This window comes from Leptospira levettii, from assembly GCF_002812085.1.
Taxonomy (GTDB): domain Bacteria; phylum Spirochaetota; class Leptospiria; order Leptospirales; family Leptospiraceae; genus Leptospira_A; species Leptospira_A levettii.
Window position 1 is genome coordinate 1,024,896 of sequence record NZ_NPDM01000001.1, and the last position, 25,743, is coordinate 1,050,638.

Annotated in this window: 26 protein-coding genes; 18 read left to right on the forward strand and 8 right to left on the reverse strand. The window is 37.1% G+C overall.

The window, feature by feature from the left end; all coding sequences use genetic code 11:
- Positions 1 to 7 precede the first annotated feature (7 nt).
- Both CH354_RS04725 and CH354_RS04730 read right to left on the reverse strand, forming a co-directional pair.
- Positions 8 to 529, reverse strand: a complete 522-nt coding sequence (locus CH354_RS04725) for a hypothetical protein (RefSeq protein ID WP_100725573.1) — start codon at positions 527 to 529, stop codon at positions 8 to 10.
- Positions 513 to 1,661, reverse strand: a complete 1,149-nt coding sequence (locus tag CH354_RS04730) for a nitrilase-related carbon-nitrogen hydrolase (RefSeq protein WP_100725574.1) — start codon at positions 1,659 to 1,661, stop codon at positions 513 to 515. The genes CH354_RS04725 and CH354_RS04730 overlap by 17 nt, the downstream gene beginning before the upstream one ends.
- Positions 1,662 to 1,742: 81 nt before the next feature.
- Between CH354_RS04730 and CH354_RS04735 the strand changes: the two genes are divergently transcribed.
- Genes CH354_RS04735 through CH354_RS04760 form a run of 6 tightly spaced genes read left to right on the forward strand, consistent with a single transcriptional unit; the run spans position 1,743 to position 7,746 of the window.
- A complete protein-coding gene (locus CH354_RS04735; protein WP_100725575.1) occupies positions 1,743 to 2,951 on the forward strand; it encodes an argininosuccinate synthase in 1,209 nt (402 codons plus the stop codon).
- Between the two features lies 1 nt (position 2,952).
- The gene (gene coaD / locus CH354_RS04740) at positions 2,953 to 3,435 is read left to right on the forward strand and encodes a pantetheine-phosphate adenylyltransferase (protein WP_015677103.1); all 483 of its coding nucleotides are present in this window, start codon (positions 2,953 to 2,955) and stop codon (positions 3,433 to 3,435) included.
- A gap of 18 nt (positions 3,436 to 3,453) precedes the next feature.
- The gene (locus CH354_RS04745) at positions 3,454 to 5,562 is read left to right on the forward strand and encodes a cation:proton antiporter domain-containing protein (RefSeq protein WP_100725576.1); all 2,109 of its coding nucleotides are present in this window, start codon (positions 3,454 to 3,456) and stop codon (positions 5,560 to 5,562) included.
- A gap of 42 nt (positions 5,563 to 5,604) precedes the next feature.
- Entirely contained in the window at positions 5,605 to 6,018 is a 414-nt protein-coding gene (locus tag CH354_RS04750; RefSeq protein WP_012387121.1) for a nucleoside-diphosphate kinase, read from the forward strand.
- A gap of 50 nt (positions 6,019 to 6,068) precedes the next feature.
- Positions 6,069 to 6,992: a polyprenyl synthetase family protein gene (locus CH354_RS04755; protein ID WP_420843822.1), complete on the forward strand. Its 924-nt coding sequence runs from the start codon at positions 6,069 to 6,071 to the stop codon at positions 6,990 to 6,992.
- The gene (locus CH354_RS04760) at positions 6,973 to 7,746 is read left to right on the forward strand and encodes a TlyA family RNA methyltransferase (RefSeq protein ID WP_100725578.1); all 774 of its coding nucleotides are present in this window, start codon (positions 6,973 to 6,975) and stop codon (positions 7,744 to 7,746) included. The genes CH354_RS04755 and CH354_RS04760 overlap by 20 nt, the downstream gene beginning before the upstream one ends.
- Here the strand turns inward: CH354_RS04760 and CH354_RS04765 are convergent.
- Complete coding sequence (locus CH354_RS04765) at positions 7,743 to 8,108, reverse strand: response regulator (RefSeq protein WP_100716181.1); 366 nt, start codon at positions 8,106 to 8,108, stop codon at positions 7,743 to 7,745. The genes CH354_RS04760 and CH354_RS04765 overlap by 4 nt on opposite strands.
- 49 nt (positions 8,109 to 8,157) lie before the next feature.
- Here CH354_RS04765 and CH354_RS04770 point away from each other — a divergent pair, with 49 nt between their 5' ends.
- Positions 8,158 to 8,391, forward strand: coding sequence for a ferredoxin (locus tag CH354_RS04770; protein WP_100716180.1), 234 nt, complete (start codon positions 8,158 to 8,160; stop codon positions 8,389 to 8,391).
- Here CH354_RS04770 and CH354_RS04775 read toward each other — a convergent pair whose 3' ends face one another.
- Positions 8,392 to 9,201 (reverse strand): alpha/beta fold hydrolase, encoded by an 810-nt coding sequence (locus CH354_RS04775; RefSeq protein ID WP_100716179.1) that lies wholly within the window; start codon positions 9,199 to 9,201, stop codon positions 8,392 to 8,394.
- 61 nt (positions 9,202 to 9,262) lie between these two features.
- On the opposite strand from CH354_RS04775, the gene CH354_RS04780 reads away from it, so the two are divergent.
- Genes CH354_RS04780 through CH354_RS04795 form a run of 4 tightly spaced genes read left to right on the forward strand, consistent with a single transcriptional unit; the run spans position 9,263 to position 14,271 of the window.
- Entirely contained in the window at positions 9,263 to 11,056 is a 1,794-nt protein-coding gene (locus CH354_RS04780; RefSeq protein WP_100725579.1) for an ATP-binding protein, read from the forward strand.
- Positions 11,049 to 12,560: a hybrid sensor histidine kinase/response regulator gene (locus CH354_RS04785; protein WP_100725944.1), complete on the forward strand. Its 1,512-nt coding sequence runs from the start codon at positions 11,049 to 11,051 to the stop codon at positions 12,558 to 12,560. The genes CH354_RS04780 and CH354_RS04785 overlap by 8 nt, the downstream gene beginning before the upstream one ends.
- Positions 12,561 to 12,568: 8 nt before the next feature.
- Positions 12,569 to 13,552: a phosphotransferase gene (locus CH354_RS04790; RefSeq protein WP_100725580.1), complete on the forward strand. Its 984-nt coding sequence runs from the start codon at positions 12,569 to 12,571 to the stop codon at positions 13,550 to 13,552.
- The gene (locus CH354_RS04795; protein WP_100725581.1) at positions 13,549 to 14,271 is read left to right on the forward strand and encodes a nucleotidyltransferase family protein; all 723 of its coding nucleotides are present in this window, start codon (positions 13,549 to 13,551) and stop codon (positions 14,269 to 14,271) included. Before CH354_RS04790 ends, CH354_RS04795 begins: the two co-directional genes overlap by 4 nt.
- Here the strand turns inward: CH354_RS04795 and CH354_RS04800 are convergent.
- Positions 14,248 to 15,600, reverse strand: coding sequence for a glucose-6-phosphate isomerase (locus CH354_RS04800; RefSeq protein WP_100725945.1), 1,353 nt, complete (start codon positions 15,598 to 15,600; stop codon positions 14,248 to 14,250). The genes CH354_RS04795 and CH354_RS04800 overlap by 24 nt on opposite strands.
- A 44-nt stretch (positions 15,601 to 15,644) precedes the next feature.
- Here CH354_RS04800 and galK point away from each other — a divergent pair, with 44 nt between their 5' ends.
- Both galK and CH354_RS04810 read left to right on the forward strand, forming a co-directional pair.
- Entirely contained in the window at positions 15,645 to 16,814 is a 1,170-nt protein-coding gene (gene galK, locus CH354_RS04805; protein WP_100766310.1) for a galactokinase, read from the forward strand.
- Positions 16,811 to 17,203, forward strand: a complete 393-nt coding sequence (locus CH354_RS04810; protein WP_100716174.1) for an STAS domain-containing protein — start codon at positions 16,811 to 16,813, stop codon at positions 17,201 to 17,203. The genes galK and CH354_RS04810 overlap by 4 nt, the downstream gene beginning before the upstream one ends.
- Here CH354_RS04810 and mtnP read toward each other — a convergent pair.
- Positions 17,200 to 18,063 carry an S-methyl-5'-thioadenosine phosphorylase gene (gene mtnP / locus CH354_RS04815; protein WP_100716173.1) on the reverse strand — a complete coding sequence of 288 codons (864 nt, stop codon included), beginning with the start codon at positions 18,061 to 18,063 and terminating at the stop codon, positions 17,200 to 17,202. The two genes, CH354_RS04810 and mtnP, sit on opposite strands and share 4 nt — an antisense overlap.
- 92 nt (positions 18,064 to 18,155) lie before the next feature.
- On the opposite strand from mtnP, the gene CH354_RS04820 reads away from it, so the two are divergent.
- Genes CH354_RS04820 through CH354_RS04830 form a run of 3 tightly spaced genes read left to right on the forward strand, consistent with a single transcriptional unit; the run spans position 18,156 to position 21,677 of the window.
- Positions 18,156 to 19,589: a DUF4139 domain-containing protein gene (locus CH354_RS04820; protein WP_100766366.1), complete on the forward strand. Its 1,434-nt coding sequence runs from the start codon at positions 18,156 to 18,158 to the stop codon at positions 19,587 to 19,589.
- A 2-nt stretch (positions 19,590 to 19,591) separates the two neighbouring features.
- A complete protein-coding gene (locus CH354_RS04825) occupies positions 19,592 to 21,178 on the forward strand; it encodes a phytoene desaturase family protein (RefSeq protein ID WP_100766311.1) in 1,587 nt (528 codons plus the stop codon).
- Positions 21,179 to 21,215: 37 nt separating this feature from the next.
- Entirely contained in the window at positions 21,216 to 21,677 is a 462-nt protein-coding gene (locus CH354_RS04830; protein WP_100716170.1) for a MarR family winged helix-turn-helix transcriptional regulator, read from the forward strand.
- 1 nt (position 21,678) lies between these two features.
- Here CH354_RS04830 and CH354_RS04835 read toward each other — a convergent pair whose 3' ends face one another.
- Entirely contained in the window at positions 21,679 to 22,947 is a 1,269-nt protein-coding gene (locus CH354_RS04835; protein WP_100766312.1) for a formylglycine-generating enzyme family protein, read from the reverse strand.
- Positions 22,948 to 23,041: 94 nt separating this feature from the next.
- Between CH354_RS04835 and CH354_RS04840 the strand changes: the two genes are divergently transcribed.
- Positions 23,042 to 23,653, forward strand: coding sequence for a hypothetical protein (locus CH354_RS04840; RefSeq protein WP_100725946.1), 612 nt, complete (start codon positions 23,042 to 23,044; stop codon positions 23,651 to 23,653).
- Positions 23,654 to 23,656: 3 nt separating this feature from the next.
- Here the strand turns inward: CH354_RS04840 and CH354_RS04845 are convergent, their stop codons facing one another.
- The gene (locus CH354_RS04845) at positions 23,657 to 24,313 is read right to left on the reverse strand and encodes a hypothetical protein (RefSeq protein ID WP_100725585.1); all 657 of its coding nucleotides are present in this window, start codon (positions 24,311 to 24,313) and stop codon (positions 23,657 to 23,659) included.
- Between the two features lie 144 nt (positions 24,314 to 24,457).
- On the opposite strand from CH354_RS04845, the gene CH354_RS04850 reads away from it, so the two are divergent.
- On the forward strand, positions 24,458 to 25,741 hold the full coding sequence (locus CH354_RS04850; protein ID WP_100766313.1) for a homoserine dehydrogenase: 1,284 nt from the start codon (positions 24,458 to 24,460) through the stop codon (positions 25,739 to 25,741).
- The last annotated feature ends 2 nt before the right edge of the window (positions 25,742 to 25,743 follow it).

A 25,743-nucleotide genomic window follows, 5' to 3' on the forward strand; every position in this document is an offset into this window, starting at 1 on the left:
TTTTACCTTAGTTTCCTTTGAGTAAATTTTGGTAATGAAGTCTTGCCTCACTCCATTTCTCAGGTGGATTCGCAAACGGACCTGGGTAAGAGATCAATTCCCAAGTAGACTTATGACCATAGTACACGAGACAAACTAAAAGTTTTAAATTCCCAACAACTGCACGAACTGTATCCGAATCTGTCTCTGCCCAAATTTCCAATAACCGAATTCGTTCTTCTGGTTCCAAGTTCGAAAAACAACGAAATCTTCCGTAAAAAAAAGGAAGGTATTCCAAGACTAAAACTGCAGAGTGAAAGTCTTCTTGGATTTCATCGGAAACAAAATACAACTCTTCATCTAATCTTCGCATAACACTTGCTTCTTCTAAATTCGGCATTCCAGTTTCGCCAATTGGTAAAACAACCTCGGCAAAACTTGTGACAGTTTTGGTTTCAGATTCGCTAAAATAAAATATTTTGATTCTGGATTTGATACCTGCACAAAACAAAAGCAATGTGAGAAATGTTTTTCTAGAGATAGAATACATACAGCCTACCTTGGTTTTTTTCTTCTTTGACCAAATTGTTCACTGGTTTTCCCATCTTTTGGAAAAATGCATCACCACCAGCGGTCATATCCCAAATTTCACCTCGAAAGAATACATTGATTCCAAGTTTTACATTGGGAACTTTTAGCCGACCTAACATTGCATATTTTTTCCATGCAGTTTTTTCTGTGATGGAACCTATATCTTTTGTTATTACATCTTTTGGATTCGCATAACCATTGTATCCATTCCATTTTGTCTGCCATGCATCCCTTGGAGCAACAAACGAAGGAACTACTAAAATATCTGCTTCTGAGTTTTCTAATTCTTTATACACTTCGGGAAACCAAGAATCAGCACAAATCATCGTATATAATTTTCCAATAGGAGTTCGGTATGTTGGATTTTGATCCAATGTTCCTTCGGCTAAAAATTGTTTTTCTTCTTCGATGGGAAAGAGTTTACGCACAATTTGTTCATCCACTCTTCCGTCAGGGTGAAAATAAAAACTCACATTCTCCAAAGGACCATCGGTAGGAGTGATTTTTCCTTCTACTACTTTAGGATGAGGTAATACAATGGAACCTGCAACAATCCCCACTCGGTATTCCAATGCCAAACGTGAAAAAATCCTTTGGTAACGATCGGCCATTTGCCATGCTTTCATCCGAAAGAGAGTTTCCTTTAAGTGGTCATTCGAAAAAGAATTGCTAAAGAGATAATGCCATAAGAAGGAACCAAGATTTTGTTTCACTAACTCTTCCATCGCATCAGCAATGGTAACCTTACCAAAAATGGATTTGTCTTCTGCTGTGACAACGAGCCAAGTACCGAGGTATTCTGGTAATACGAAAATAGATCTGTCCACATAGATGGTTTCGTTTTCTTTTGCTTTTTGAAAGTATTCCTTCAAACTCGAATAAAAACTCTCTTCCGTAGCATAACTGTATTTGTTTAAGTAAGGTTCCAAACCAATGACAGTTCCACGTTTGCCTTTGCCTTCTATTTGCATGAAAATTTTTGGTTTGGGAAGGGCATCGGAAAGAACACTCGGTTCCACTTGCTGTTTTTTACATTGGATGTTGGAAAATCCAATGGACAGAAAAAGAGTCAAAGAGACAAAAAAACGCATCCACCAAATCTACACTAGTATTTCGATTCAGACAATATTTAATTGTGTTCTTGGTTTTTTCTTTTATTTTGACCTTATTCTATGAAAGAGAAACCTGCTCCCAAAAAAATCGTTCTCGCTTACTCAGGTGGACTCGACACCTCAGTCATCCTTGCTTGGTTGAAAGATACCTATGGTTGTGAAGTCATCGCCTTTTGTGCCGATGTTGGCCAAAAGGAAGAACTCACTGGCCTTGAAGAAAAAGGTAAAAACACCGGAGCATCCAAGGTATACATCCAAGACTTAAGATTGGAATTTGCACGTGACTTTATTTTCCCAGCCATTCGTGGGAATGCCATTTATGAAATGCGATACTTACTTGGAACTTCTCTCGCACGTCCTCTCATCGCAAATGCAATGGCAGAAGTTGCTAAAAAAGAAGGAGCTGATGCTTTTTCACACGGTGCAACTGGAAAAGGGAATGACCAAGTACGTTTTGAACTTACATTCAAAGCTCTTTCGCCTAACTTACAAATCATTGCTCCTTGGAGAACATGGAATTTTGGTGGCCGAGCAGACCTGATTGAATATGCAAAGAAAAAAGGGATTCCTGTTCCTGTAACAGCCGCTAAACCATACAGTATGGATAGAAATCTTATGCACCTTTCCTTTGAAGGTGGGATTTTAGAAGATCCATTCAATGAACCAAAAGAAGATATGTTTATCCTGACTGTTTCGCCAGAAAAAGCTCCGGACAAACCAACGTATTTGGAATTGGATTTTGAAAATGGAGATTGTGTTGCGATCGATGGAAAAAAAATGAATCCTCTCGAAGTGATGGAAACCTTAAACGAATTAGGTGGAAAAAATGGAGTGGGTCGTGTGGACATTGTCGAAAACAGACTCGTTGGAATCAAATCTCGAGGAGTATATGAAACACCAGGTGGTACCATCCTCCACATTGCTCACCGTGATTTAGAATCCATCACACTAGACCGAGACACACAACATAAAAAAGACGAACTTTCCCAAGAATTTGCTAGATACATTTACAATGGTCAATGGTATTCTAACCAGATGAATGCTCTCCGTGCCTATATGGATTATACACAAAAGTATGTGAATGGAACTGTTCGAATCAAATTGTACAAAGGAAATTGTACAGTTGTCGGAAGAAAATCCAACAAATCCTTGTACAACGCTGGCCTTTCTACGTTTGAAAAGGAAGAACTCTACAACCAATATGATGCAGAAGGATTCATCAATTTGTATGGCTTACCAATGAAAGAATGGGCAAGGGTGAACCACTAAGATGAAAAATATCGCCGTATACCCCGGTTCGTTTGATCCATTTACCAATGGACATTTAGACATTATACGGCGTGCTCATCCTCTTTTTGAAGAGATCATCATCGCTGTTGCCATCAATTCTAAAAAAACATCTTTATTCTCACCAGAAGAACGAGTAGAGATGATTGGAAAGGTTTTCCATGGTTGGGACAAAATCAAAATTGATTCCTTTGAAGGACTCACTGTAGATTATTGTAAGGAAAAAAATTCTAGGGTCATCCTACGTGGCCTTCGAGCTGTCACAGATTTTGATTATGAATATGCAATTTCACTCATGAATAAAAAATTAGCCCCAGAAATTGAAACTTATTTCCTAATGGCTGACAATGAGTACTCTTTTGTGTCGTCTACAATCGTCAAAGAAGTAGCAAGACACGGCAGAGCAGTATCGAACCAAGTTCCTGATGTTGTTGGCGAAGCACTTGTGAAAAAATTCTCCGTTTGATCGGAACCTTGAGGGTCTATGAAAACTCGTTCTTCTGTTTTTTACGGTTTCACTTTACTTCTGTTCGGATCCTTAGGATATTATTTACTCCAAGCTGGGAGTGTTTTAGAAACTGCAAAAAATCTTACTGTCACTGCGAGTGAACATTTAGACACTGAAAATTTCTTCAATCGTTTCCACCATCCATTAGCCTTACTCTTCATTCAAATCATTGTGGTTTGTGGAAGTGCTCGTTTTGTTGGTTACCTATTCACGAGAAAACTGAAACAACCATCTGTCATGGGTGAAATCGTAGCTGGGATTTTACTTGGTCCATCCCTACTTGGTTATTATTTCCCTGAAACGATGGGATTTTTATTCCCACCTGCAAGCCTACCAACACTCGGCACCTTAAGCCAAATTGGCCTCGTTTTGTTTATGTTCATCATAGGAATGGAACTAGACCTTTCTGTTCTTAAAAACAAAGCCCACTCGGCGATTATCATCAGTCATGCGAGTATTATTTTTCCCTTCTTTTTGGGGATGATTTTAGCTTATTATTTTTATACGGATTATGCTCCCAAAAACGTAGGATTTTTATCCTTTTCACTCTTTATGGGGATCGCAATGAGTATCACTGCTTTCCCTGTCCTTGCACGAATCTTACAGGAACGAAATCTCACACGTACACCACTCGGTGCCATGGTGTTAACTTGTGCAGCAGCCGATGATATTACCGCTTGGATATTACTTGCGATCATTGTGACAATCTCCAAAGCAGGAAACTTAAACACTGCCTTATTTACGATAGGATTGTCTTTTGCTTATATCTTAACCATGATTTATTTAGTGGCACCATTTCTCAAACGATTGGGTTCCATTTATATTTCACGCGAAAACCTAACAAGAACTGCAGTTGCTCTCATATTAATGATTTTATTTTTATCCTCTCTCACGACAGAAGTGATTGGGATCCATGCTCTTTTTGGTGCTTTCCTTGCGGGTGTCATCATGCCTGCAGAAGGAAACTTAAAAAAACTCATCGCTGAAAAAATAGAAGATATTGCCGTTATTTTATTCCTCCCTATTTTCTTTGTGATCACAGGTCTTCGTACTGAAGTCACTCTTTTGAATGGGTCTCACCTATGGCTTGTGTTTGGACTTGTTCTACTTGTTGCTGTAGTGGGTAAGTTTTTAGGAAGTGCCTTTGCTGCTAGAGTAGCAGGATCCAATTGGGAAGACTCTTTATCCATTGGTGCTCTTATGAACACACGTGGCCTTATGGAACTGGTTGTCCTGAACATTGGTTATGATTTAGGAATCCTCAGCCCTGAAATATTTGCTGTGTTTGTTCTAATGGCACTTGTCACAACTCTTTCCACGGGACCACTGCTTGACGGAATCCAAAAGTTTTTCGCAAGGACTGCAAACACATCCTCTCCAGAGAAACCATCAGATAGTAAACTCAGAGTCCTTGTTGCTTTTGCCCAAGAAAAAATGGGAAAAAGTTTAGTTCGATTTGCCTTCTCATTATCGGGAAACCAAAAGAGAAATTTAGAACTCATCGCTTTGCACATTTCACCTAACGACTCCCTTTCGAATGAAGAAATCAGGAAGTATCGAGATGCCAGTTTTGAAGCGATTCGCCAAACAGGTTCTAGTTTAGGCATCCAAGTCCAAACCGAATATCGAATTACTGATAATGTCACATATGAAATCGTAAACTTTGCCAAAATCAAACACTCGGACATCCTTCTTATCGGAGCGGCAAAACCATTGTTCTCGCGTAGTTATACGGGTGGAAAAATCAAAGGCATTCTGAACTACTGCCCCGCAACAGTTGGGGTTCTCATAGACAATGGCCTAGAAACCATTGAACGTGTGGCCATCCTTTACAAAGGGGACAAAGACCCCATCTTAGGTTTTGCTCAAAAACTCACTTCCTTAAAAGGGATGAAATCAAACAAAATCAAAGTGGATAATCTGATCCAACCGGAAACAGATTTGAACCCTTATCCAATTGCGATCAACCAAATCACAGGCTATTCACTGATCCTCATCGATTTGAATGTTTGGGAAGAGTTAGGTTTTGAAAAAATGGACCTCCTCCCTACTTCTTTTCTTTTGGTACGTTTTTTAACCACCTAAAGATTCGATTGCTTTTTTCGGTTTCTCCAAGCAACTGGAGATATGGAAAGAACTTTTATCATGCTTAAACCCGATGCAGTGAAAAACAAACACATCGGTGACATCCTTCAAAGAATCGAGAAAGAAGGATTTAAAATCCTAGGAATGAAATTCCTAAAACTCAGCCTTGAAGACGCAAAACAATTTTACGCAGTTCATGCAGCTCGTCCTTTTTACAATGACCTTTGCACTTACATGGCATCTGGTCCTATCGTGGCATGTGCCCTTGAGCGTGACAATGCTGTGGCTCACTGGAGAGACGTAATCGGTGCGACTGACCCTAAAGAAGCAAAAGCAGGAACAATCCGCGCACTTTTTGCTGAAAGCAAAGAAGCTAACGCAGTTCATGGTTCTGACTCTGTAGCAAACGCATTACAAGAAATTGCGTTTTTCTTCAAAGGTTACGAACTTAACTAAGTTGTTTATCAATACAAGGATCGGTTCTAATTCGGAACCGGTTCCAGTCCATCGTGCCAATTACCTTCACCGAAATCTTACAATACTCAAAACAAATTTTTGATTCATTTTTTGAATCCTATACCCCTTCTTTATTTTCACCAAAAACTCGCATAACAGAAGCTTGTTTGTATAGCCTAAGGGCTGGTGGAAAAAGAGTGAGACCAATTTTTGTTTTAAATTCTTTTTTTGAACCTAACAAATTATCTCAAAACATCCAAACTAAAGACCATTCTGTTTTACTTGCTTCGCTCGCAGTTGAATGCATTCATACCTATTCTCTCATCCACGACGACTTACCTGCAATGGATGATGATGACACCCGCCGCGGGAAACCAACTTGCCACAAACAATTTGATGAGGCAACAGCCATCTTAGCCGGTGATACTCTCAACTCCCTTAGTTTTTATCTATTGTCTATGATGAATACCGAAGATCCATTTCTCATCCGTGATTCCATTCAAATCCTTCACAATGGTGCCGGTATGAAGGGGATGATCCAAGGACAGATGGAAGACATCGAAGAAGAAAAAAATCCAAGTAACACCGACCGAGAATCAAAACTTCACTCTATCCATGAAAAAAAAACAGGAGCACTAATCGAATCATCCTTTTTATTAGGGAATCGATTACGACCTGATTGGAAAGAAAGAGAATCCGTAATTTCAAGTTATGCGAAAGAAATTGGACTTTTATTCCAAATCACAGATGATATCCTCGATGTAGAAGGAAATTTAGAAGAACTTGGCAAAACCCCAGGTAAGGATGCAAAAGCAGGGAAATTGACGTATCCAAGTCTGTATGGAATGGAAAAAACAAAATCTCTCAGATCCGAGTCTGTAAAAAAAGCCATCTCACTTGCCTCTGAACTTTCTTCTATGAATCATGAATTCTTTTTAGGATTACCTAAATACATTGCAGAAAGAAAAAATTAGACTCGATACATTTCTCGTAAGGGAAGGGTTTGTTACCGATTTAAAATTAGCCCAATCTTTAATTCTATCTGGTTCTGTTCTCGTAAATGATACTGTCATTTCAAAAGTGGGGACTCTCATTTCATTGAAAGACAAGGTGAGAACCAAAGAAAAGATCAAATCCTATGTTTCGAGAGGTGCCTATAAATTGTTAGGTGCATTTGAACATTGGAAAGACATTCGAATCAATGGAAATACATGTCTTGATTTGGGAGCCTCCACAGGTGGATTTTGCCAAGTGTTACTGGAAAAAGGTGCTTCCAAACTATTTGCAGTTGATGTCGGATATGGCCAATTGGCTCAAAAGATTGCGAATGATCCAAGAGTAACTGTGTTCGACCGTACCCACTTAAAAGAATTACCACTATTACCTTTAGAACCTCTCACAAATGAAACATGGATCACAATGGATCTTAGTTTTATTTCATTGGTACCTGTATTTTCATTTTTGCATTCATTGTTTGTGAAATACCCAGAGACTCACTGGAAAGGAATTACACTTTTTAAACCTCAGTTTGAAGTACATCCCTCTAAATTAGAGAAAGGTGTTTTGATTGATTCGCAATTGATTGGTTATGCGATCAGAAATGTTTGGCACAAAATCAAACAAGCTGATCCAAAAATTAGATTTGTTGGTCTTATGGAATCTCCCATCCAGGGGGCCGACGGGAATCGAGAATTTTTAATACGTTGGGAAAGGAAAATTGAGAACTAAACCATAAAACCAGTAACGGCTTCCTTTAATTGGTCCGTTGAAAATGGTTTCATGAGATAGGCATAAGACGGATTTTGATTGATTCGTTGTTTTGAAGTCTCGTCCAAAAATCCGGTCAAAAACAATACAGGAACTGAGAATTGGTCACGTAAAGATTCGGCCGTTTCGATACCATCGAGTGATCCTTCTAAATTGATGTCCATAAGGATTAGGTCTGGCACCTTTTCTGAGACAATTTGAAAGGCCTCATCCCCAGAAGGTACAACAGCAATCACATGAAAACCAAATGATTCGATTTTCTGTTTGATATTGAGTCCGAGGAATGGTTCATCCTCGACGATGAGGATGTTCTTTTTCGTCATATATGCTTTATTTTATAGGGGGGGGTCTGTTAAAAAGTAAAAATACTGTATGGCAGATAAAAGTATCAAACAACCCGAGAATGTACCAGGAAAATACTATGTCGACCAGACTTGTGTTCCCTGCAATGATTGTGTCAAAGAAGCTCCAAACCTTTTAGAATACAATGCGGACGAAACGCACATTTTCTTTAAAAAACAACCATCTACTCCAACTGAGGAAAAACAGGCAAAGGCAGCCATGGCAATGTGTCCAGTCGATGCGATTGGGGATGATGGAGAGTAATTAAGAATTATAGAATTCTCTAATATTCTTTGCTACAACATCAGGTTTTTCTAAATGAATGGCATGTCTTATTTTTGGAATCCAGACCAATTTACTTTTTTTGATAAATGATTTCATTTGTTTCATCATAAAAGGTGGTGTGATTTCATCTTCAGCACCTGCCAATATCAAAGTTGGAATTTTAATTTCCTTCATTTTAGAACCGAAAAAAATCTCATCTTCTCTTCTAAGAGTATTTTCTTGTAAATATTCATTTGGTTTATCATTCCAAATCGTAACAAGTGTATGACGAAATAAATAACCTGGTTCAGGAAACTCTTCGCCGTATAAATAACGTAACAACGATACCACTTGTCTTTCCGTTTTTGGAAATAGAATCTTTCGCATTTTTTCGCGCTCCGGATGGGCAATTCCACCTGGTGCGAGTAAAATCAATTTATCTACAAGGTGATTTCTGTCATGAAGGACTAAGTGTTGAGAAATAAGTCCACCCATCGAGTGTCCAACTAAACAAATTTGACTCAAATTGAGTTTTTCTAAACACTCAAGAAGTAAATCTGCCCATACATCGATTTGATAGAGGTATTTTACGAGTGGAAGTTTACTTTTTCCATAGCCAGGTAAATCAAAAACATACAATGGGTATCCATCATTTAACAATTCTTTTACGACTCTTCGGAATCCAAAACTTTCATCTAGTAATCCATGAAAAAAAACGATAGGTTTTTGGTTTCCTTTCCCAAACTTCCAATAAAAAATTTTGTGGCCTCCCAAGTTGACATAAGAGGGAATTCCACCCATATTTTTCATTGATTTACGTCTCTGGGACTGATAATTTCGATATAGGCTTCGGTAAAAAATTTTAAACATAATGTTAGAAACAAAAATTCACAAGTTATCGGAGTTACTTTCCCATTCCTCGATTCCCTATCTTTTCGTCGATCTTAAATCCCAAAATGTATTGTATTGTCATGATCAAATTAAAAATCTTTTGGGTTTGAATTTTACCCTTCCATGCCCGATGGATTTAATCTTTGAAGATTCAAACAAAGTATCTAGTTTATTGAAACAAAGACCTAATCAGAAAGAAAATTACCAAATCCAGTGTAAAAAAGTAAATTTAGAAACTTTGACAGTATCTGTTCAGTTTTCATCGACTGATGATGTTTTGAATGGTTTCGATGAAATTTATATTCTCTACATACAATGGAAACAAATAACAGAGACTGTTCACCTGCCACAAAATGAGGGATTAGAAATTCCATTCTTAATCACTGATTCATTCGGAAAAGTACAGTTTGCCAATACACGATTTTTAGATTTTTTTTCCATTACCTTGGAACAGATCCAAAAAAAATCAATCTTCGATCTACTCACTTTACCTAAACCCATTAAATCTGATTTATTAAAATCAAATATAAAACATGATATAGATATTCATTCAGGACTAGGTGAAAAACAAAAGTTTCAATTGCAAAGTTTTGTTACACCAAATTACTCAAATGGTATCAATAATATTACTATACTTTTATTAGATTTATCTACCTTACAAAATGCAGAAAATACAATCAGGTACGGAGAAGAGAAATTAAAAACCTTTTTTGCAACTATCAACAATGGATTTGTAATCGTTAACCAAGAAGCAATTATCATTGAAGTAGCTCCTATTTTTAAGTTTTTATTATTTCAACTATTGGCATTTGAAGTAGGAGAGAATATTTTTCAATATTTCGATGTAAGTGAAAAGAATAGACTGATTGAAGTTTTAAATTTATCGATAACTTCACAAACTACACAAAGAGCCGAATTTGATTATTCGTTATTAGGTGAGGATCGAACGTTCGAAATAAAGTTTATTCCTGTTAGAAAACTGAATCCTAATGATAAAAAGGTAATGTTAGTATTTTCTGATATCACCGAGGCAAAACGATTAGATAGACAATTAATTGAATCAATGAAATTTGCAAGTATTGGGGAGATTGCGGCAGGACTTGCGCATGAAATTAATAATCCCCTCCAAAGTGCATTACTCTATCTTGAAGATTTAATTACCGTCGATGAAACGGATCCAAATGAAAGAAAAAATATCCTTCAGAAAATTGAAGCAGCAAATTTAAGAATCCGTGACTTGGTAAAGGCTTTACTTGATTTGGGCCGAATGGAAAGCCCAAATCGTGATTTTGTTTCTCCTTATTACATACTAGTCAGAACAAGTGAACTTGTCGAGGTGAGTTGTCGTAAAAAGAATATACAATTCACAAGGCATGCTGGCCCCAATTTACCTGGAATTTTTGTACGTTGGCAGGAAATCGAACAAGTGTTGATCAATTGTGTGGTAAACTCAATTAATGCTTTGTCAGAAATGGAAATTCCCAGAGAGAATCCTCGAATTGAGTTGGGAATTGATTTTCTTAGGAGTCAAAAGAAAGACTGGGTCGTATTTTCTGTGGAAGACAACGGACCAGGAATCGATGACGATACATTGGAAAAAGTTTTTTTACCCTTGTTCACAACAAGGCGAAACAAACAAGGAACAGGATTGGGTTTATCAATTTCCAAAAAAATCATCGCCGAACACGGTGGTGAGATTTATATCAAAACAAAGAATGGTGTAGGAACAAAGGTCGAAATCTTTTTGCCTGCTCATGCGGATGAAAATGGATAAAATATTAATTATCGATGATGAAGAAGACATTCGTATCGCATTAAAACGTGTTTTATCACGTGAGGGGTATCAAATTGAACTTTCTGAATCTGCATCTGATGCAGTAAAACGAATCGAATCAGGAGAATTATTTTCATTAGTGATTTCAGATATTTTGATGTCAGGAATGTCTGGTATTGATTTCACAAAATTTATAGCTGAAAAAAACATAAATTTACCTGTCATATTAATCACTGGAAATCCAAATTTATCATCAGCAGAAGCTGCCATTCGTTATCATGCTTATGAATATATATCAAAGCCGGTTGATAGAACCCAGTTACTTTCAGTCGTAAAACGAGCATTAGAGGTAAAAAACCAAAAGGATTCAGATTTAGAAAAATTGATGTTGTCCGAAAAATTAGAAAAAGCACTTCGGACACAGAATTTAGATCTTAACCGTCAAAATGCGGCTATTTTGAATGCAACATCGGATGCAGTTATTACTATCAATCACAAACTAATCATTGTATCAGCAAACAAATCAAGTTTTGATATGTTTCGATTTAATTCTCCACTAGATTTAATCGGACAAAATGTACGTATTTTATTTACTGAAAATAAAATGCAAAAGTATATGAGTCAAGTTTCCAATGTACTAAGCCAAGAACCAAATAAATCAACTTTGCAACTCTCTGACGTAACACTACAACGATCAGATTCTTCCACCTTTCTTGCTGATATTGCAATTTGTTCTTATAGTTTAGATGGTGACTCATTTTATACTGGTGTTATCCGAGATGTAACACAAAAAAAATTGATGGTGGAACAATTAATTCACTCTGAAAGAAGAGCATTTTTATCTGTAGTTGCTGCAAGTATTGGCCACGAAATCAATAATTCATTAACAGCCATCCAAGGATTTGTCGAAATGGCTTCACGTGAAAATGCAGACCTAATGTTAAAAGATCGTGCACTTAAAGTGACTCTTAACCAAACAGAAAAATTAAGAGCATTAACTTCGAATCTTTTGCAATTGGGAAAATCAGTAAAATCGAATACAGAAAAAACTGAAGTCTTAAATTTAAACTCAGAAATATCGTCAGTCTTACAAGTGTTTAAAGAAACTGCAAAACTCAAATATTGTCAAATCAAACGCGAAGATTCTACGGAACGAATACCAATTCGTATGAATTCTGATCAATTTGCATTATTACTATCAAATATTTTATTAAATGCGGCTGATGCAACAAACAACATAGGTACAATCGAAATCAAAGCGTATATCCAAAGCAAAAGAGGCCATCTAATTGTTACAGACGATGGTGAAGGCATGTCCCAGGAAACGTTGGATAAAATTTATGAACCTTATTTTACCACAAAAGAGTTGGGTAAAGGTACTGGGTTAGGAATGTTTGTGGTAAAACAAATTGTAGAGAATTTTGAAATCGAATTACAAATTGACTCTACACCAGGGAAAGGTTCCAAATTTCATTTTATTTTTCCTGAGGTTTCCGAATCCTAGTTCGTAACGTGCATACTGGAATCAATGAAACTCATTTAGATTTTATCCATTCTCGTTATGGAAAAAATTGTAACATCACTCCTTTACAAGAAGAAGCATCCAGCCGGCGATACTTTCATATTTCGACATCTAAGGATAAGGAAGAAGTTGTCTGTATTGATGAAACAGTAAACGAAGACTTTATTGTTTTAAGTCAATTTTTGTCTGAGAATGGCATTCATGTTCCAAAAATCTTTGAATCGAATAAAAACTTAGGCATTATTTGTATGTCTTTCGAAGGAAAATTGGACTATAGTTCCTATCATTTAACTGAATACCAAAATCACTTTACGAATCTAATTGAATTAATTTTAAAATTACAATCACTCGATCCACCTGGATTCGTAAAAACCAGAAAGTTCGATACTGAGAAACTTAGTTTTGAAACTAATCTAACAATTGAAAAGTTTAATGCTTTTAAAGAAATTTATAAAATCAAAACTTCATTCTCAAATGAAGCTCTGGCTTTTATTGAAGAGACAGTTGGGTATTTAAATCAATACCCCATCAATGTTTTTACGCACCGAGATTTTCATTGTCGAAATCTTTTAAGATCACCGAATTCAGACTATGTACTGATTGATTACCAAGACGCACGAATGGGTGTACCACAGTATGATTTAGCATCAATTTTGTATGATGCTTATTATCCACTTCCAAGAGAATTTAGGATGAAGATGCTCAAATACTTTGAAGAAAGAAATATAGACCAATCAAAAAAATTCAAAGATACATTTTATCTGCAAGCTCTACAAAGATCATTTAAAGCACTTGGTACATATTTTCGAATGGTAACCGATCACAAAAAGGACAAATTCAAACCATCGATCGTTTCCTGTTTAAACCAATTGGAAGAAATCATCCAGTTAGGAATGTTTCCGGATTCACTTTTTATTTTTGTGAGGAGTTTAAGAGAGGAGTTGATTTTACATAAGGATTTTAAGAAATTATGAATGCGTTTGTACTTGCAGCTGGTTTTGGCAAACGAATGGGTTCCCTCACTCAAAACACTCCGAAACCACTTTTACAAATCCAATCGATCACTTTACTTGATTATGCACTCTACTTATTACATATTTGGAAAATCCAAAAAGTCTGGATCAATGCACACTACTTAGGAGAACAAATTCTCAATCATGTAAAAAACTTCACAGGTTTTCCAATAGAGGTTTCTATTGAGAAAGATAAAATCTTAGGAACTGCTGGAGGAATTCGTACTGCATTACCAGAAAATCCGGATTCAGAACCAATTTTACTCATTAATCCTGATACTTTATTTTTCCCCAATTCAGAATTTACACCAAAACATAGTTTGGCGAAAGGAATTAAAATTCATTTATATTTATTACCGATTCCAGAGGGCGAAAATTATACAAAAATTTCAATTAGAAAAGATGGTACCTTGGAATTTGGCAAAGGTGAGTTCTATTATATAGGACTTTCTGTGATTGATCCTTCCTGTTTATCCAACTTGGAAAAAAATCATTTTTATGATTTGTCCGATACATTCCGAGAATGTGCAATTAAAGGTGAGATCACCGGAGAAATATTCCCCGGTGAAGTTTTAGATTTGGGAACGAAGGAATTATGGGAATCGTATCTAAACAAAGATGTATTCGGTTCCAACTTAACTAAGATAAAATCATTCTTAAGTCGGTCCAATATGACTTAGAATTTCTTCTTTTCGTTTTTCATACCCCTTTTTTCCGAGTAGAGCAAACATATTGTTTTTATAATCTTCAACACCAGGTTGATCGAATGGATTTACACCTAACATATAACCAGAAATAGCACATGCAAATTCATAAAAATACATAAGTTCACCCAAAACTTCTTCGTTAATAGTGGGTAAAATGATTTCAATACAAGGCACTCCTCCATCTTTATGTGCAATCAGAGTTCCTAAGATTGCACTTTGATTCACTTCAGAAAGTTTTTTCCCAGCTAAATAATTTAAACCATCATTATCATCTGTTTTTTCGGTGAGATAAACATCTTGTTTTGGAGTTTCAATCTTTATGACAGTTTCCATTAATTTTCTTTCACCATCTTGAATGTATTGTCCCATAGAATGCAAATCAGTTGTGAATTGGACGGAAGCTGGAAAAATACCTTTTGCATTTTTTCCTTCGCTTTCGCCAAACAACTGTTTCCACCATTCCGCCAAATAATTCAATGTTGGTTGATAAGATACAAAAATCTCTGTTGTTTTTCCTAAACCATATAATCCATTTCGCATCGCAGCATATAAGCTAGCTAAGTTACCTTCTTTAGAAGTTGTAGATTTTAGATTCGATTGCATTTGTTTGGCACCATCAATTAGTTTGTTGATGCTAAATCCAGCAGCTGCAATTGGAAGTAATCCAACAGGTGTAAAAACAGAATACCTACCTCCTACATCATCAGGTATGATAAATGTCGGAAATCCATATTCATCAGCTAAGTGTTTGAGAGCACCCTTAGATTTGTCGGTAGTTGCAAACACTCGATTTTTAATGTTTTCTTTTCCATATTTTCTCTCTAACAAAGAAAGTAACAAACGGAAGGCGATAGCTGGTTCAGTTGTTGTTCCAGATTTAGAAATCACGTTTACGGAAAACTCTTTATTCTCTAAAAATGCAAGGAGACGGAAATGGTAATCTGCATCTAAATGATGCCCGGCGTATAAAATTTTGACCGTTTTCTTTTGTGTTTCAGGATGACTAAACTCAGGAGTGAGTGCTTCGATGACCGCTCTTGCACCCAAATAACTACCACCAATACCTACAACGACTAAGTATTGCGAATGAGATTGGATGGTTTCAGCAGCTTTTCGAATTGTCTGTAAGTCTTCTGAATTCATTTGGCTAGGCAAAGTTACCCATCCTAAGAATTCTTTCCCTAATCCAGTTCGATTTAAAAGGGTCTGACGAGCTGTTTCTGCCCTTTCTAATTCTGTTTCCAGATGATTTTGCGGGAGGAAGGGTTTCACAAAACGATCAGAAATTTTTAGATTCGACATGGCACCAGTCCTAAAATAAAGTATAGCATCGAAAGGAAGATGAAGTGGATTCATTGAGAAGTAAAGAAAATTTGAATCAATTTGAACGTATATTTGGAAAAACAAATACAAATCCGCGTTTGTTTGAAGCGCCCGCAAGGATCAATATCATTGGTGAACATGTAGATTATTTAGGTGGAATCGTTCTACCAGCAGCGATCAATTTTTCAGTCCAAGTATTTTTACGGCCAAATCAATCTAATCTCTATCGATTTCATTCTATAACATTTAACGAAACCATCTCCATCAAAAAACCTTTTTTATCTAATCAAAATGCACCTTGGACTGATTATATTACAGGAGTGATTGTTGAGTTGGAAGCCGAGGGACATTCCATTCCAGGTTTTGATTTATTAGTGGATGGAAATATTCCCCAAGGTTCTGGCCTTTCATCTTCCGCTGCTTTAGAAGTGGTAACAGGTTTTGCCATCTCAGAATGTTTTGGACTGGGTATCAAAAGAGAAAAAATAGCAGTCATCGGGCAAAAAGCCGAAAATAATTTTGTTGGTACCAAGTGTGGGATTATGGACCAATTCATCATCGCAGTTGGAAAACAAAATGATTGTATTTCATTAAACACTGATACTCTAAATTATTCTTATCATCATTTTGAATTAGGCGATCATGAATTTTATCTCATCAATTCCAATGTAAAACATAACTTAAAAGACAGTGCATACAATCGGAGACGGTTAGAATGTGAATCGGCTTTGCAAAAAATTCATTCAAAGTTCCCAAATTTTAAACAATTGTATGATGTTACCTTAACAGATTCGGAACTAAAAAATTGTAACCTCACTCCAGATGAACTCAAACGAACAAGTCATGTAATTTCCGAAAGAGAAAGAACAAATCAAGTAATCCAAGGATTGGAATCGAACCAATTTTCAAAGGTGGGAGCTGCCTTGTATGAAGCACACGACTCCTTATCTAAAAACTTTGAAGTCTCTTGTGAAGAAACAGACTTCATTGTATCGCAACTTAAAGATTTAGGAGTCATGGGTGCAAGGATGATTGGAGGAGGATTTGGCGGATGCGTACTCGTACTAGACAAAAAGGAAAGATTTGCCAAAATAAACGAAGAAATGAAAAAAAGTTATCAACAAAAATTTAACCTTGCGTTAGACTTCTACAAGTTTCAAATCTCGGATGGAGTGAAGGAAATTTCCAAATGATTGATAATTGGGATGATTATACCGTAGAAAGTGGTGATTTCAAAATGGAAGTCCTGCAACAAAGATTTGTCCCACTCCCGGAATCTGCCGTTTATTTTGAGTTATCGGGAGAAATAAATTTATACAATTCCCAAGTCATGAAAGAAAATCTAGAGATTCTCATATCAAAAGGAATCAATCATATCTTTTTAAATTTTGAACAAGTCAGTTATATTGATAGTTCTGGATTAGGCGTTTGTTTAGGAATCCACTCAAGACTCGTAAAACAAAAGGGATACATTCGCATCGTATCACCGTCTGAAAAGGTTCGTTATGTTTTAGAACTTACGAAATTAAAAAGCCTGCTCCAAATTTTTCCTACATTGGAGCAAGCTGTTGCACAAGTTTAGAAGTAACTTGGAAATAAAAATTTTAATTTTTTAATCTGCTCTGGATTTCGTTTTTCTGGAGCAGTCACTAAAGAAAACTTTGTACTTCCCACCAAACTAGTATCATCCGACTTTCCTAAATGATCGATCAAAGTGGATAATAATTTTTTTGCAGTGTCAGCATTGGCACTTAAGTTCGCTAGAACCATTTCCAATGTTACATGCGCTTCATCTTCTTTCCAACAATCATAATCAGTAGACATACAAACCATTTGATAAAGGATTTCTGCTTCTCTTGCTAATTTTGCCTCAGGTAATACTGTCATGTTGATGATGTCGGCACCCCAAGATCGATACATATGAGATTCTGCCCGAGTGGAAAACAATGGTCCTTCCATACAGATTAAAGTTTTGTTTGTATGTATTGGAAGATTAATTTGTTTTGCTGCATCTTCTACTTTTTTTGCAAGTCCAGGCGAAAAAGGATCTGCAAAAGGAGCGTGTGCAACCATACCATTTTCAAAAAATGTTGCATGCCTTGCTTTTGTTCTGTCAATGATTTGAGATGGAATCACAAAATCTCTAGGAGCAATTTCTTGTCTCAAACTTCCTACAGAACTAAATGCAATAATTTCTTCGACACCTAACTGTTTTAATGCGGCAATATTAGCGCGTGCCGGAACTTCACTTGGATTTAAAAAATGACCTTTGCCATGTCTTGGTAAAAAAGCAATTTCCTTTCCTTTAAAACGACCTATTGTAATTGTATCTGAAGGTTTTCCCCACGGTGTATCAGGATGAATTTCCTTAAGAATTTCCATTCCATCGATTGAATAGAGTCCTGTTCCACCAATTACCCCGATTTTTACTACATTTGTCATATGAATCCTCTTAAAGTGCAGTTTTCCCCTAACGATTTTAGTTGCATTCGTTTTTTAAGTTTTCAGACTGTAGAATGCTCATGGGAGAGTTCATGAAATCCAAAATAGTAACCATCACAAGTCTTACATTTCTATTATTTACCACTACCACCATCACTTCTGACAGTGCTTTTGATTTATCAACTGAATCAGATCGTAAGTCAGTGAGTGTTACCATTTATAATGGTGGGATTGGACTAGTAAGAGAAACAAGAGTTCTCAATCTTTCAAAAGGTATCAAAACATTACGATTCGAAGATGTGCCTTCACAAATCATTCCACAAACTGTGAGAGTGAAAGGGGAAGACCCAAAAAAATTAACTGTCTTTGAACAAAACTATGAATATGATTTAATTTCCCCAGAACGGCTCATGGACAAATACATTGGAAAAGAGGTAACTCTTTACCAAGATGGAAAAGAAAAAACTACCTCCGTGAAAGCCAAACTCATTGCCAATAATGGAAATCCTGTCTACCAAATTGGGAATGAAGTCTCTTTAGGTTACAATGGACGTGTCACAGTACCAACGATTCCAGAAAATTTATTCGCTAAACCAACGTTAGTTTGGAAATTGAAGAATGAAACCGAGAAAGAACAATCAGTAGAAGTTTCCTATCAAACCAATGGGCTTGGTTGGTCTGCCGATTATATTCTTGTTTTAGACAAAGAAGAAAACGAATGCGGACTTAATTCTTGGGTCACGCTGAATAATAATTCAGGTGCTGAATTTAAAAATGCAGTACTTCAGTTAGTTGCAGGCAAAGTAAATTTGCTTTCCAATAGACCAGCCTACACACCTCAACCTCGTTATGTAAAAAAAACGATGGCGAAAGAATATGATGAAATGGCTGATTCTGCTCCTGAATTTAACCAAGAAAATCTTTCCGAATACTACCTCTACACTTTAGACCAACCTACAACTATAGGATACAACCAAACCAAACAGGTACAACTTTTCCAATCGGAAGGAATTGAAATTAAAAAGTATTTTGTTTTCGAAAACCTTCCTATGTATGAAGGAAATGAAAAAAATTTCAATAATGCCACGATTAAGTACATTTTCAAAAATGCAAAAAAGAATAACTTAGGAAGACCACTGCCTCAAGGAACCATTCGTGTTTTTAAAGCTGATTCCAAAGGTAGACAACAATTACTTGGTGAAGATACAATTGACCATACACCTGAAAACGAAGATGTAAAAATCAAAACTGGCCAAGCATTTGATGTCGTTGCCAATGGAAAACGTCTTTCTTATGAAGTGTTCAAACTTTCTAGAGGGGATAAATCTTCTTATTCCGTTGAAATTCGAAATCGAAAAAAAGAAGCGATTGAGATTCGATTTTATGCAAGTTTATGGGGAGACTGGACCATAACAAAATCTTCTCACAAGTTCATCAAGGAATCCTCAACAAAAACCTATGCTGATGTTCCACTCAAAGCAGGTGAAACAGTGACTTTGGATTACACAGTTGAGACAAAATACTAATCATGGAAACTAAATACGATGTCATTATCATTGGATCTGGAATCGGCGGGTTAACCGCTGCTTCCATACTATCACAGGTCGCAAACAAAAAAGTTTTAGTTCTCGAACGTCATTTTAAGTTAGGTGGTTTTACACACACATTCAAACGTTTAGGAAAGTTTGAATGGGATGTGGGAATCCATTACATTGGTGATTTGGCTGAAGGTTCTATGTTAAGAACACTTTTTGACTCAGTCACAAAACGTGGAGTCCAATGGAAAAAAATGGAAGAACCTTTTGAGGTCTTTGATTACCCAGGCTTCAGTTTTCCCGTGTATGGGGAAAAAGAACGATTTCGAAGTGATCTTAAATCCAAATTCCCCAAAGAAGAAAAGGCTATCGACCAATACTTCAAGGATGTTGAAACGTTCACTCAATGGTTTGGTAGGCATTTCACTCTCAAAGCATTGCCAGCTTTTTTTGAAAAAGCAGCAAAGTTACTGGGCTTAGACCATATCAAAACTCCTTACATCACAACGAAAGAATACATGGACTCTCATTTCCAAGATGAGAACCTGAGAGCCTTACTTTGTTCTCAGTGGGGTGATTATGGTCTTCCCCCCAAAGATTCTTCTTTTGCCATCCATTCTATGATTGTGGCACATTACTTTAACGGAGGTTATTTTCCGATTGGTGGATCTTCAAAAATTGTAGATTCAATTGAACCCATTGTCGAAAAAAACGGTGGTGCGATGAAAATCCTCCACACTGTAAAGGAAATCATTTTGGACGGAGACAAAGCGATTGGAGTGAAGGTGGATGTACAAAAAGGTAAAACCATCACCGAACATAGTTTTTTTGCTGATGAAATCATTTCTGATGCAGGTGCTTACACCACTTATAAAAAACTTTTGCCGAAACAATATTCACAGGCGTTTGTATCTCCATTAGAATCTTTAAGTACCCAAGGTACCACATCCATTACGCTCTATATTGGTTTTAAGGAATCTCCGACAAAACTCGGATTTCATGGAGAGAACCATTGGATCTTTCCAAATGTAGATCATGACGAAAGTTATGCGAAACGAAATGATTTAATCCATGGAAAACCACCAATGATGTATTTGTCGTTTCCTTCGTTAAAAAATCCAGAAGCAGAAGGTCATACAGCCGAAGCGATTAGTTTTGCTGATTATACAAATTTCGCAAAATGGAAGGAGGAACCTTGGAAAAAACGAGGCGAGGATTACAATGAATTAAAAGCTACCATCACAGAGGGAATGTTGGCGTTTTTGGAAGAAAGGTTTCCTGGTTTTCGGGACATGATCGAGTTCACGGAGTTGTCCACTCCCATTACTACTGAATACTTTACGGGTCACAAAGAAGGTTCCATTTATGGACTTTCCTGTACACCAGAACGCTTTCGCCAAGAATGGTTAGGAGTAAGGACAACTGTCAAAAATCTTTACCTAACAGGTGCAGATGCTTGTTCGCCAGGAGTGGCGGGCGCCCTCATGGGTGGTGTAGCAGCTTCATCTGTGGTGCTTGGTCTATCTGGCACTCTTAGGCTAATGAAGGAACTTTTCCAAAAGAGCCAAGAAACCGATTGACAATTGGTTTAAGGTTTGATAGTTTGATATTAAATCAATGGGAACAAAATTCAAAGGCTCTAAAAAGGAAGTACAAGCACTCGATGCGTTTATCAAGTTAAAACGTGCATCCGAGTCCTTGTCTTCTAGACTCATATCTGAATTCACCAAATGGAATATATCAGAAAGCCAATTTGGAGTTTTAGAGACTTTGTACCATTTGGGTCCCCTCTGCCAAAAAGACTTGGGAGATAAAATCCTCAAAAGTACGGGTAACATCACTCTTGTGATCGATAACTTAGAAAAACGAAATTTGGTAGAACGAGTCCGCGGAGTAGAGGACAGAAGGTTTATTTCTGTCCACTTAACTGGTGAAGGAAAAAAACTAATCGAACAAATTTTCCCTGACCACGTAAAACGAATCACTACCGAATTTGCCGTGCTTTCTCCTGAAGAACAAGATGTCCTTGGAAAAATCTGTAAAAAACTCGGTAAAAAAAACGAGACGTGTCCAAAATAGTTTAGTCTCGATAATCCATCACCAATCGAAATCCAGCTCGCCTATCTTCGCTTAGGTTAGGTATGCCTCCATAGGATCTCGCACTTGCCGTCGCATTTTTAGCAGAATCTGAGTAAGATCCACCTCTTACAACTTTGTAGATTTTACCAAACGAAAAGTTTTTAATATGATGACCTGGGTACAGTTGGTAATCGCTGGATGTCCACTCAGCCGCATTCCCACACATTCCAAGTGCCCCATAAGGACTTGCTCCTTCAGTAGAAAGTTCGTAAACAGATTGTGTTTTACCTATTTTTGATTCTCTCGTATTACAATACAAAGTATCATATTCATCACCAAATGGATATTTGGTGGCAGTGATTTGGTAACCCACGGTTTCATCTCGGTTTGTGTATTCTACAACCCCTGGTCCGCGGGCTGCTTTTTCCCATTCCCATTCAGTTGGAATTCGTTTTCCTGCCCATGCAGCATACCTTTCCACTTCACGGTAGGTGAGATGAACCACAGGATGATCCCCCTCTCCCTCCGGATACCTACCAGAAATCCAGTGAGGAGGTGATTTGGTATTTGTTTGTTTTAAAAAGAAATCGTATTCGGCATTAGTGACTTCATATTTATCAATATAAAAAGAGGGAATCTCTTTCAAACTAGAAGCCTTTGGTTCTAAAAAATAGGGGTTAAAACTATCAGCAGATGGGTCTGTCCCTTGACCGTATAAGAACAATCCTCTGGAAACCAAAACCATTTCCTTTCGGTCTTTTGGATGAAAAACAGTTTTTCGAGGTGAGGTATACCTTCCTTTAAAAAAGGCATCTGGTTCTGTAAAAAAATCTTCTTCCACATAACTTGCGATATAAGCATCGGTTGTGATCTCTTTCATTTTGGAACTAAGATCAGGTTTATAATCACCAACTAACACGACTTCGATAAATTGATTGTTTTTACTAATATTTTTTTCTTCCCAAATCGTATCTCTTACAATGAGCAATCCTTGTTCGATTTGTGTGAGTTTTTGGTAGACTGGAAATTCTTTTGTTTCCGCAAAAAGGGCTTTTAATTCCGATACTGAATACTTTGAAATCTTTTGGTTTCGATAAATACGGACTTTGATCCAAAGTCTATTTTTATAAACTCCGGTCACTTCACCTTTCCAAAGTTGGACTTTCTTTTTTGTCGTTGCGAAGGGTGATTCTTCCGACATTTCCTCTTCCGAAACAAGGGGTGTGAAGAAAAACCCCAATACGAATAGAATCATTAGTAATTTTTTCATACTGTCTTTTATCATCATCGGCCGATTTCGCCGAAACCTTTTGATTGAAATTTCTTGTGCATGTATACAATCAGTGGGAAAAGGAAATGCAAAATTGATCGAGTTTCAATACAAACGGGAAAAAGAAAACATCCTCATTTCCTTAAAAACTGACTCCACACAAATTGGAACCTTTCACAGGATTGCTACGATCATTTATGCTTTAAAAATGGACATCATTTCTGGTGAACTTAGCACAGTCATTGAACAAGGAAATGAATATACGATCGATTCGTTTATTTTGCAAGCAGATGGTGGCGATACAACAAAAGTGGCATTCCAATTAGGAATGATGATGGATTCTGTTTTCTCCAAAAATGCAAAATTTGAAGAGATTCTCGAAAAATTACAGATCCAAGAACCAGCGGTGGCAACTTTTTTTAAAGAAACTCCTGAGTTTATCTTCAGTGATCTTCCAGATAAAAACCAAACATGTTTGTATTTAGAAAGTAGTGCGGGAAGAGGTTTGTTGTATTATGTATCCCGAATTCTGATGCAAAATCAAATCAACATCTTGAGTGCTACAATTGAAACCGATATGGAAACAGGAAGAGCGAAGGATAGTTTTTATTTAACAGATGGTTCGGGGCAGATGTTCGCTTCTTCTGATTTAGCTTTAAAAATCAGAAGAGAAATCCTTGCCCCGATCCAATCAAACTCTCGTTAGAGATTAGTTTTTACAAAGAACCTTAAGAGAAGTAGCCTTGTCTACTTTTGGCGCTTTTCCATTGGAAAAACGGAATGCCAAACCAGACTTTTTATCCACTTCAGTTTTTGTCCAAAATTTATCTTCACTTGTTTTGATCTCATTTGGTGCAGTTGCAGCAAATTTCACCAAATCTTCTTTGGAAGGAACCACTCCGCCTACTGATTTACAATACGCAGCAGCTTCTGTGAATTTTTTAGAAGCAATTTTATCCACGAGAAAACCAGAGGAAACCACTTCTTTCGGAGCCTCTTCTACTTTTTTCTCAGGTGCATCGGCCACAGGTTTTGTTTGTGCGTCAGCAGGTGCTTTTGGTGCTTCTGCTTGTGTTGTTGCAGTAGGTGCCTTTGGTTTTAGGTATTTTACATAACCTAAGTATCCGATTGCGAGGATTCCCGCTAACACTAAAAATAGATACACTCCATTTCCAGATTCTTTCGTTCCATGAGAACTTTCTGAATGGGAAACAGGAGATTGAAGGGAAGCTTGTGCTGATTCGTCATTTCCGAAAAGCGAAGCGCTTTCATTTCTTGTAGATTGTTTCTTAACCGTATTTGTTTTCTTGGCCGCTTTTTTAACAGCCTTCTTCTTAGCGGCAGATGATGATTTTTTCGTTGCCATAATGATAATCCTTATTGCCGAGACAATTCTAATTATAGTTATCTCATAAAATCAGAAAAAGCTGAAGAACTTCTTCTCAATTTTGTTTTTTTTTAAAATTTTTTTAAGTGTGTTTCCGTTTCTCCTAAGAAATCGTGATCCTAGATGAAAGAAGTTCGCATTGGTCTATTGGGTGCCGGAGTTGTCGGCACGAGTCTACTCCAACTCTTGGACAAAAACCGAGAAAAAATCCAACGTCATTATGGAATCAACTTACAACTAACAATCATTGCTACCCGTAACCCGACTAAACTCAAAGGTAAAACGAACATCCCCGTCACAGATGACGTACTTTCGGTTACAAAACGTTCGGATATTGATATGATTGTTGAATTGATAGGCGGTACTGACACAGCATACCAAGCTGTTCGTTCTGCCCTCGAAAATGGAAAAACAGTTATTACCGCAAACAAAGCCCTCTTATCTGAAAAAGGACGCGAACTTTACCCGATTGCTGAAAAAACCAGTGTCGAATTAGGTTATGAAGCTGCTGTTGCAGGATCCATTCCCATCATTCGTACATTACGAGATGGACTTGCTTCCTGTGAATTTGAAGTGATCTGTGGGATTCTCAATGGAACTACCAACTTTATTTTAACCAAAATGGAACAAGAGTCTTGGGATTATGCCACAGCTCTCAAAAAAGCACAAGAACTTGGATTTGCAGAAGCAGATCCAACCTTTGATGTGGAAGGGATTGATGCTGGTCATAAAATCAGTCTCCTCGCAAGCCTAGCATTCAGAGAGTATGTTTCCTTCCAAACTGTATCCGTGAAAGGGATTTCTGAATTACAATCTATGGACATCCAAGCAGCACTTTCCCTTGGTTATCGAATCAAACTACTCGGAATCTCTAAACGAAGTTTGGCGGGAATCTTAACGAAGGTCCACCCTACTCTCGTACCACTCGACCATCCACTCGCTAATGTCATGAACGAATCCAATGCAGTTTTTTATAAAACAAAAGAAGCGGAATCTGGAATGATGACAGGTAAAGGTGCAGGGGGAATGCCAACAGCGAGTGCTGTTCTCTCTGATATCATTTATTATGCTTCTCGTTTGGGCAGTAAGGACATCGCAAAAGAAAACAACCTTTTCCCTGAAGGGAAACGATTTCCAGAACCTGAGAATTTGGTTCGATACTACTTACGATTCTCTACAGTGGACAAACCAGGTGTACTTGCTGAAATTTCCCAAATTTTAGGTCGTCATAATATTTCAATTGCATCCGTCCAACAGAAGGAATCCTCCTCGGAACCTGTATCAGTGATTGTTGTCACCCATGCAGCAACGGAAGGTGAATTTCAGAAATCGTTAATGGAAATTGATATGATGAAAGACATCATCAAACAAAAAACAGTTGCGATACGGTTATTGGAGAACCTCTAAAT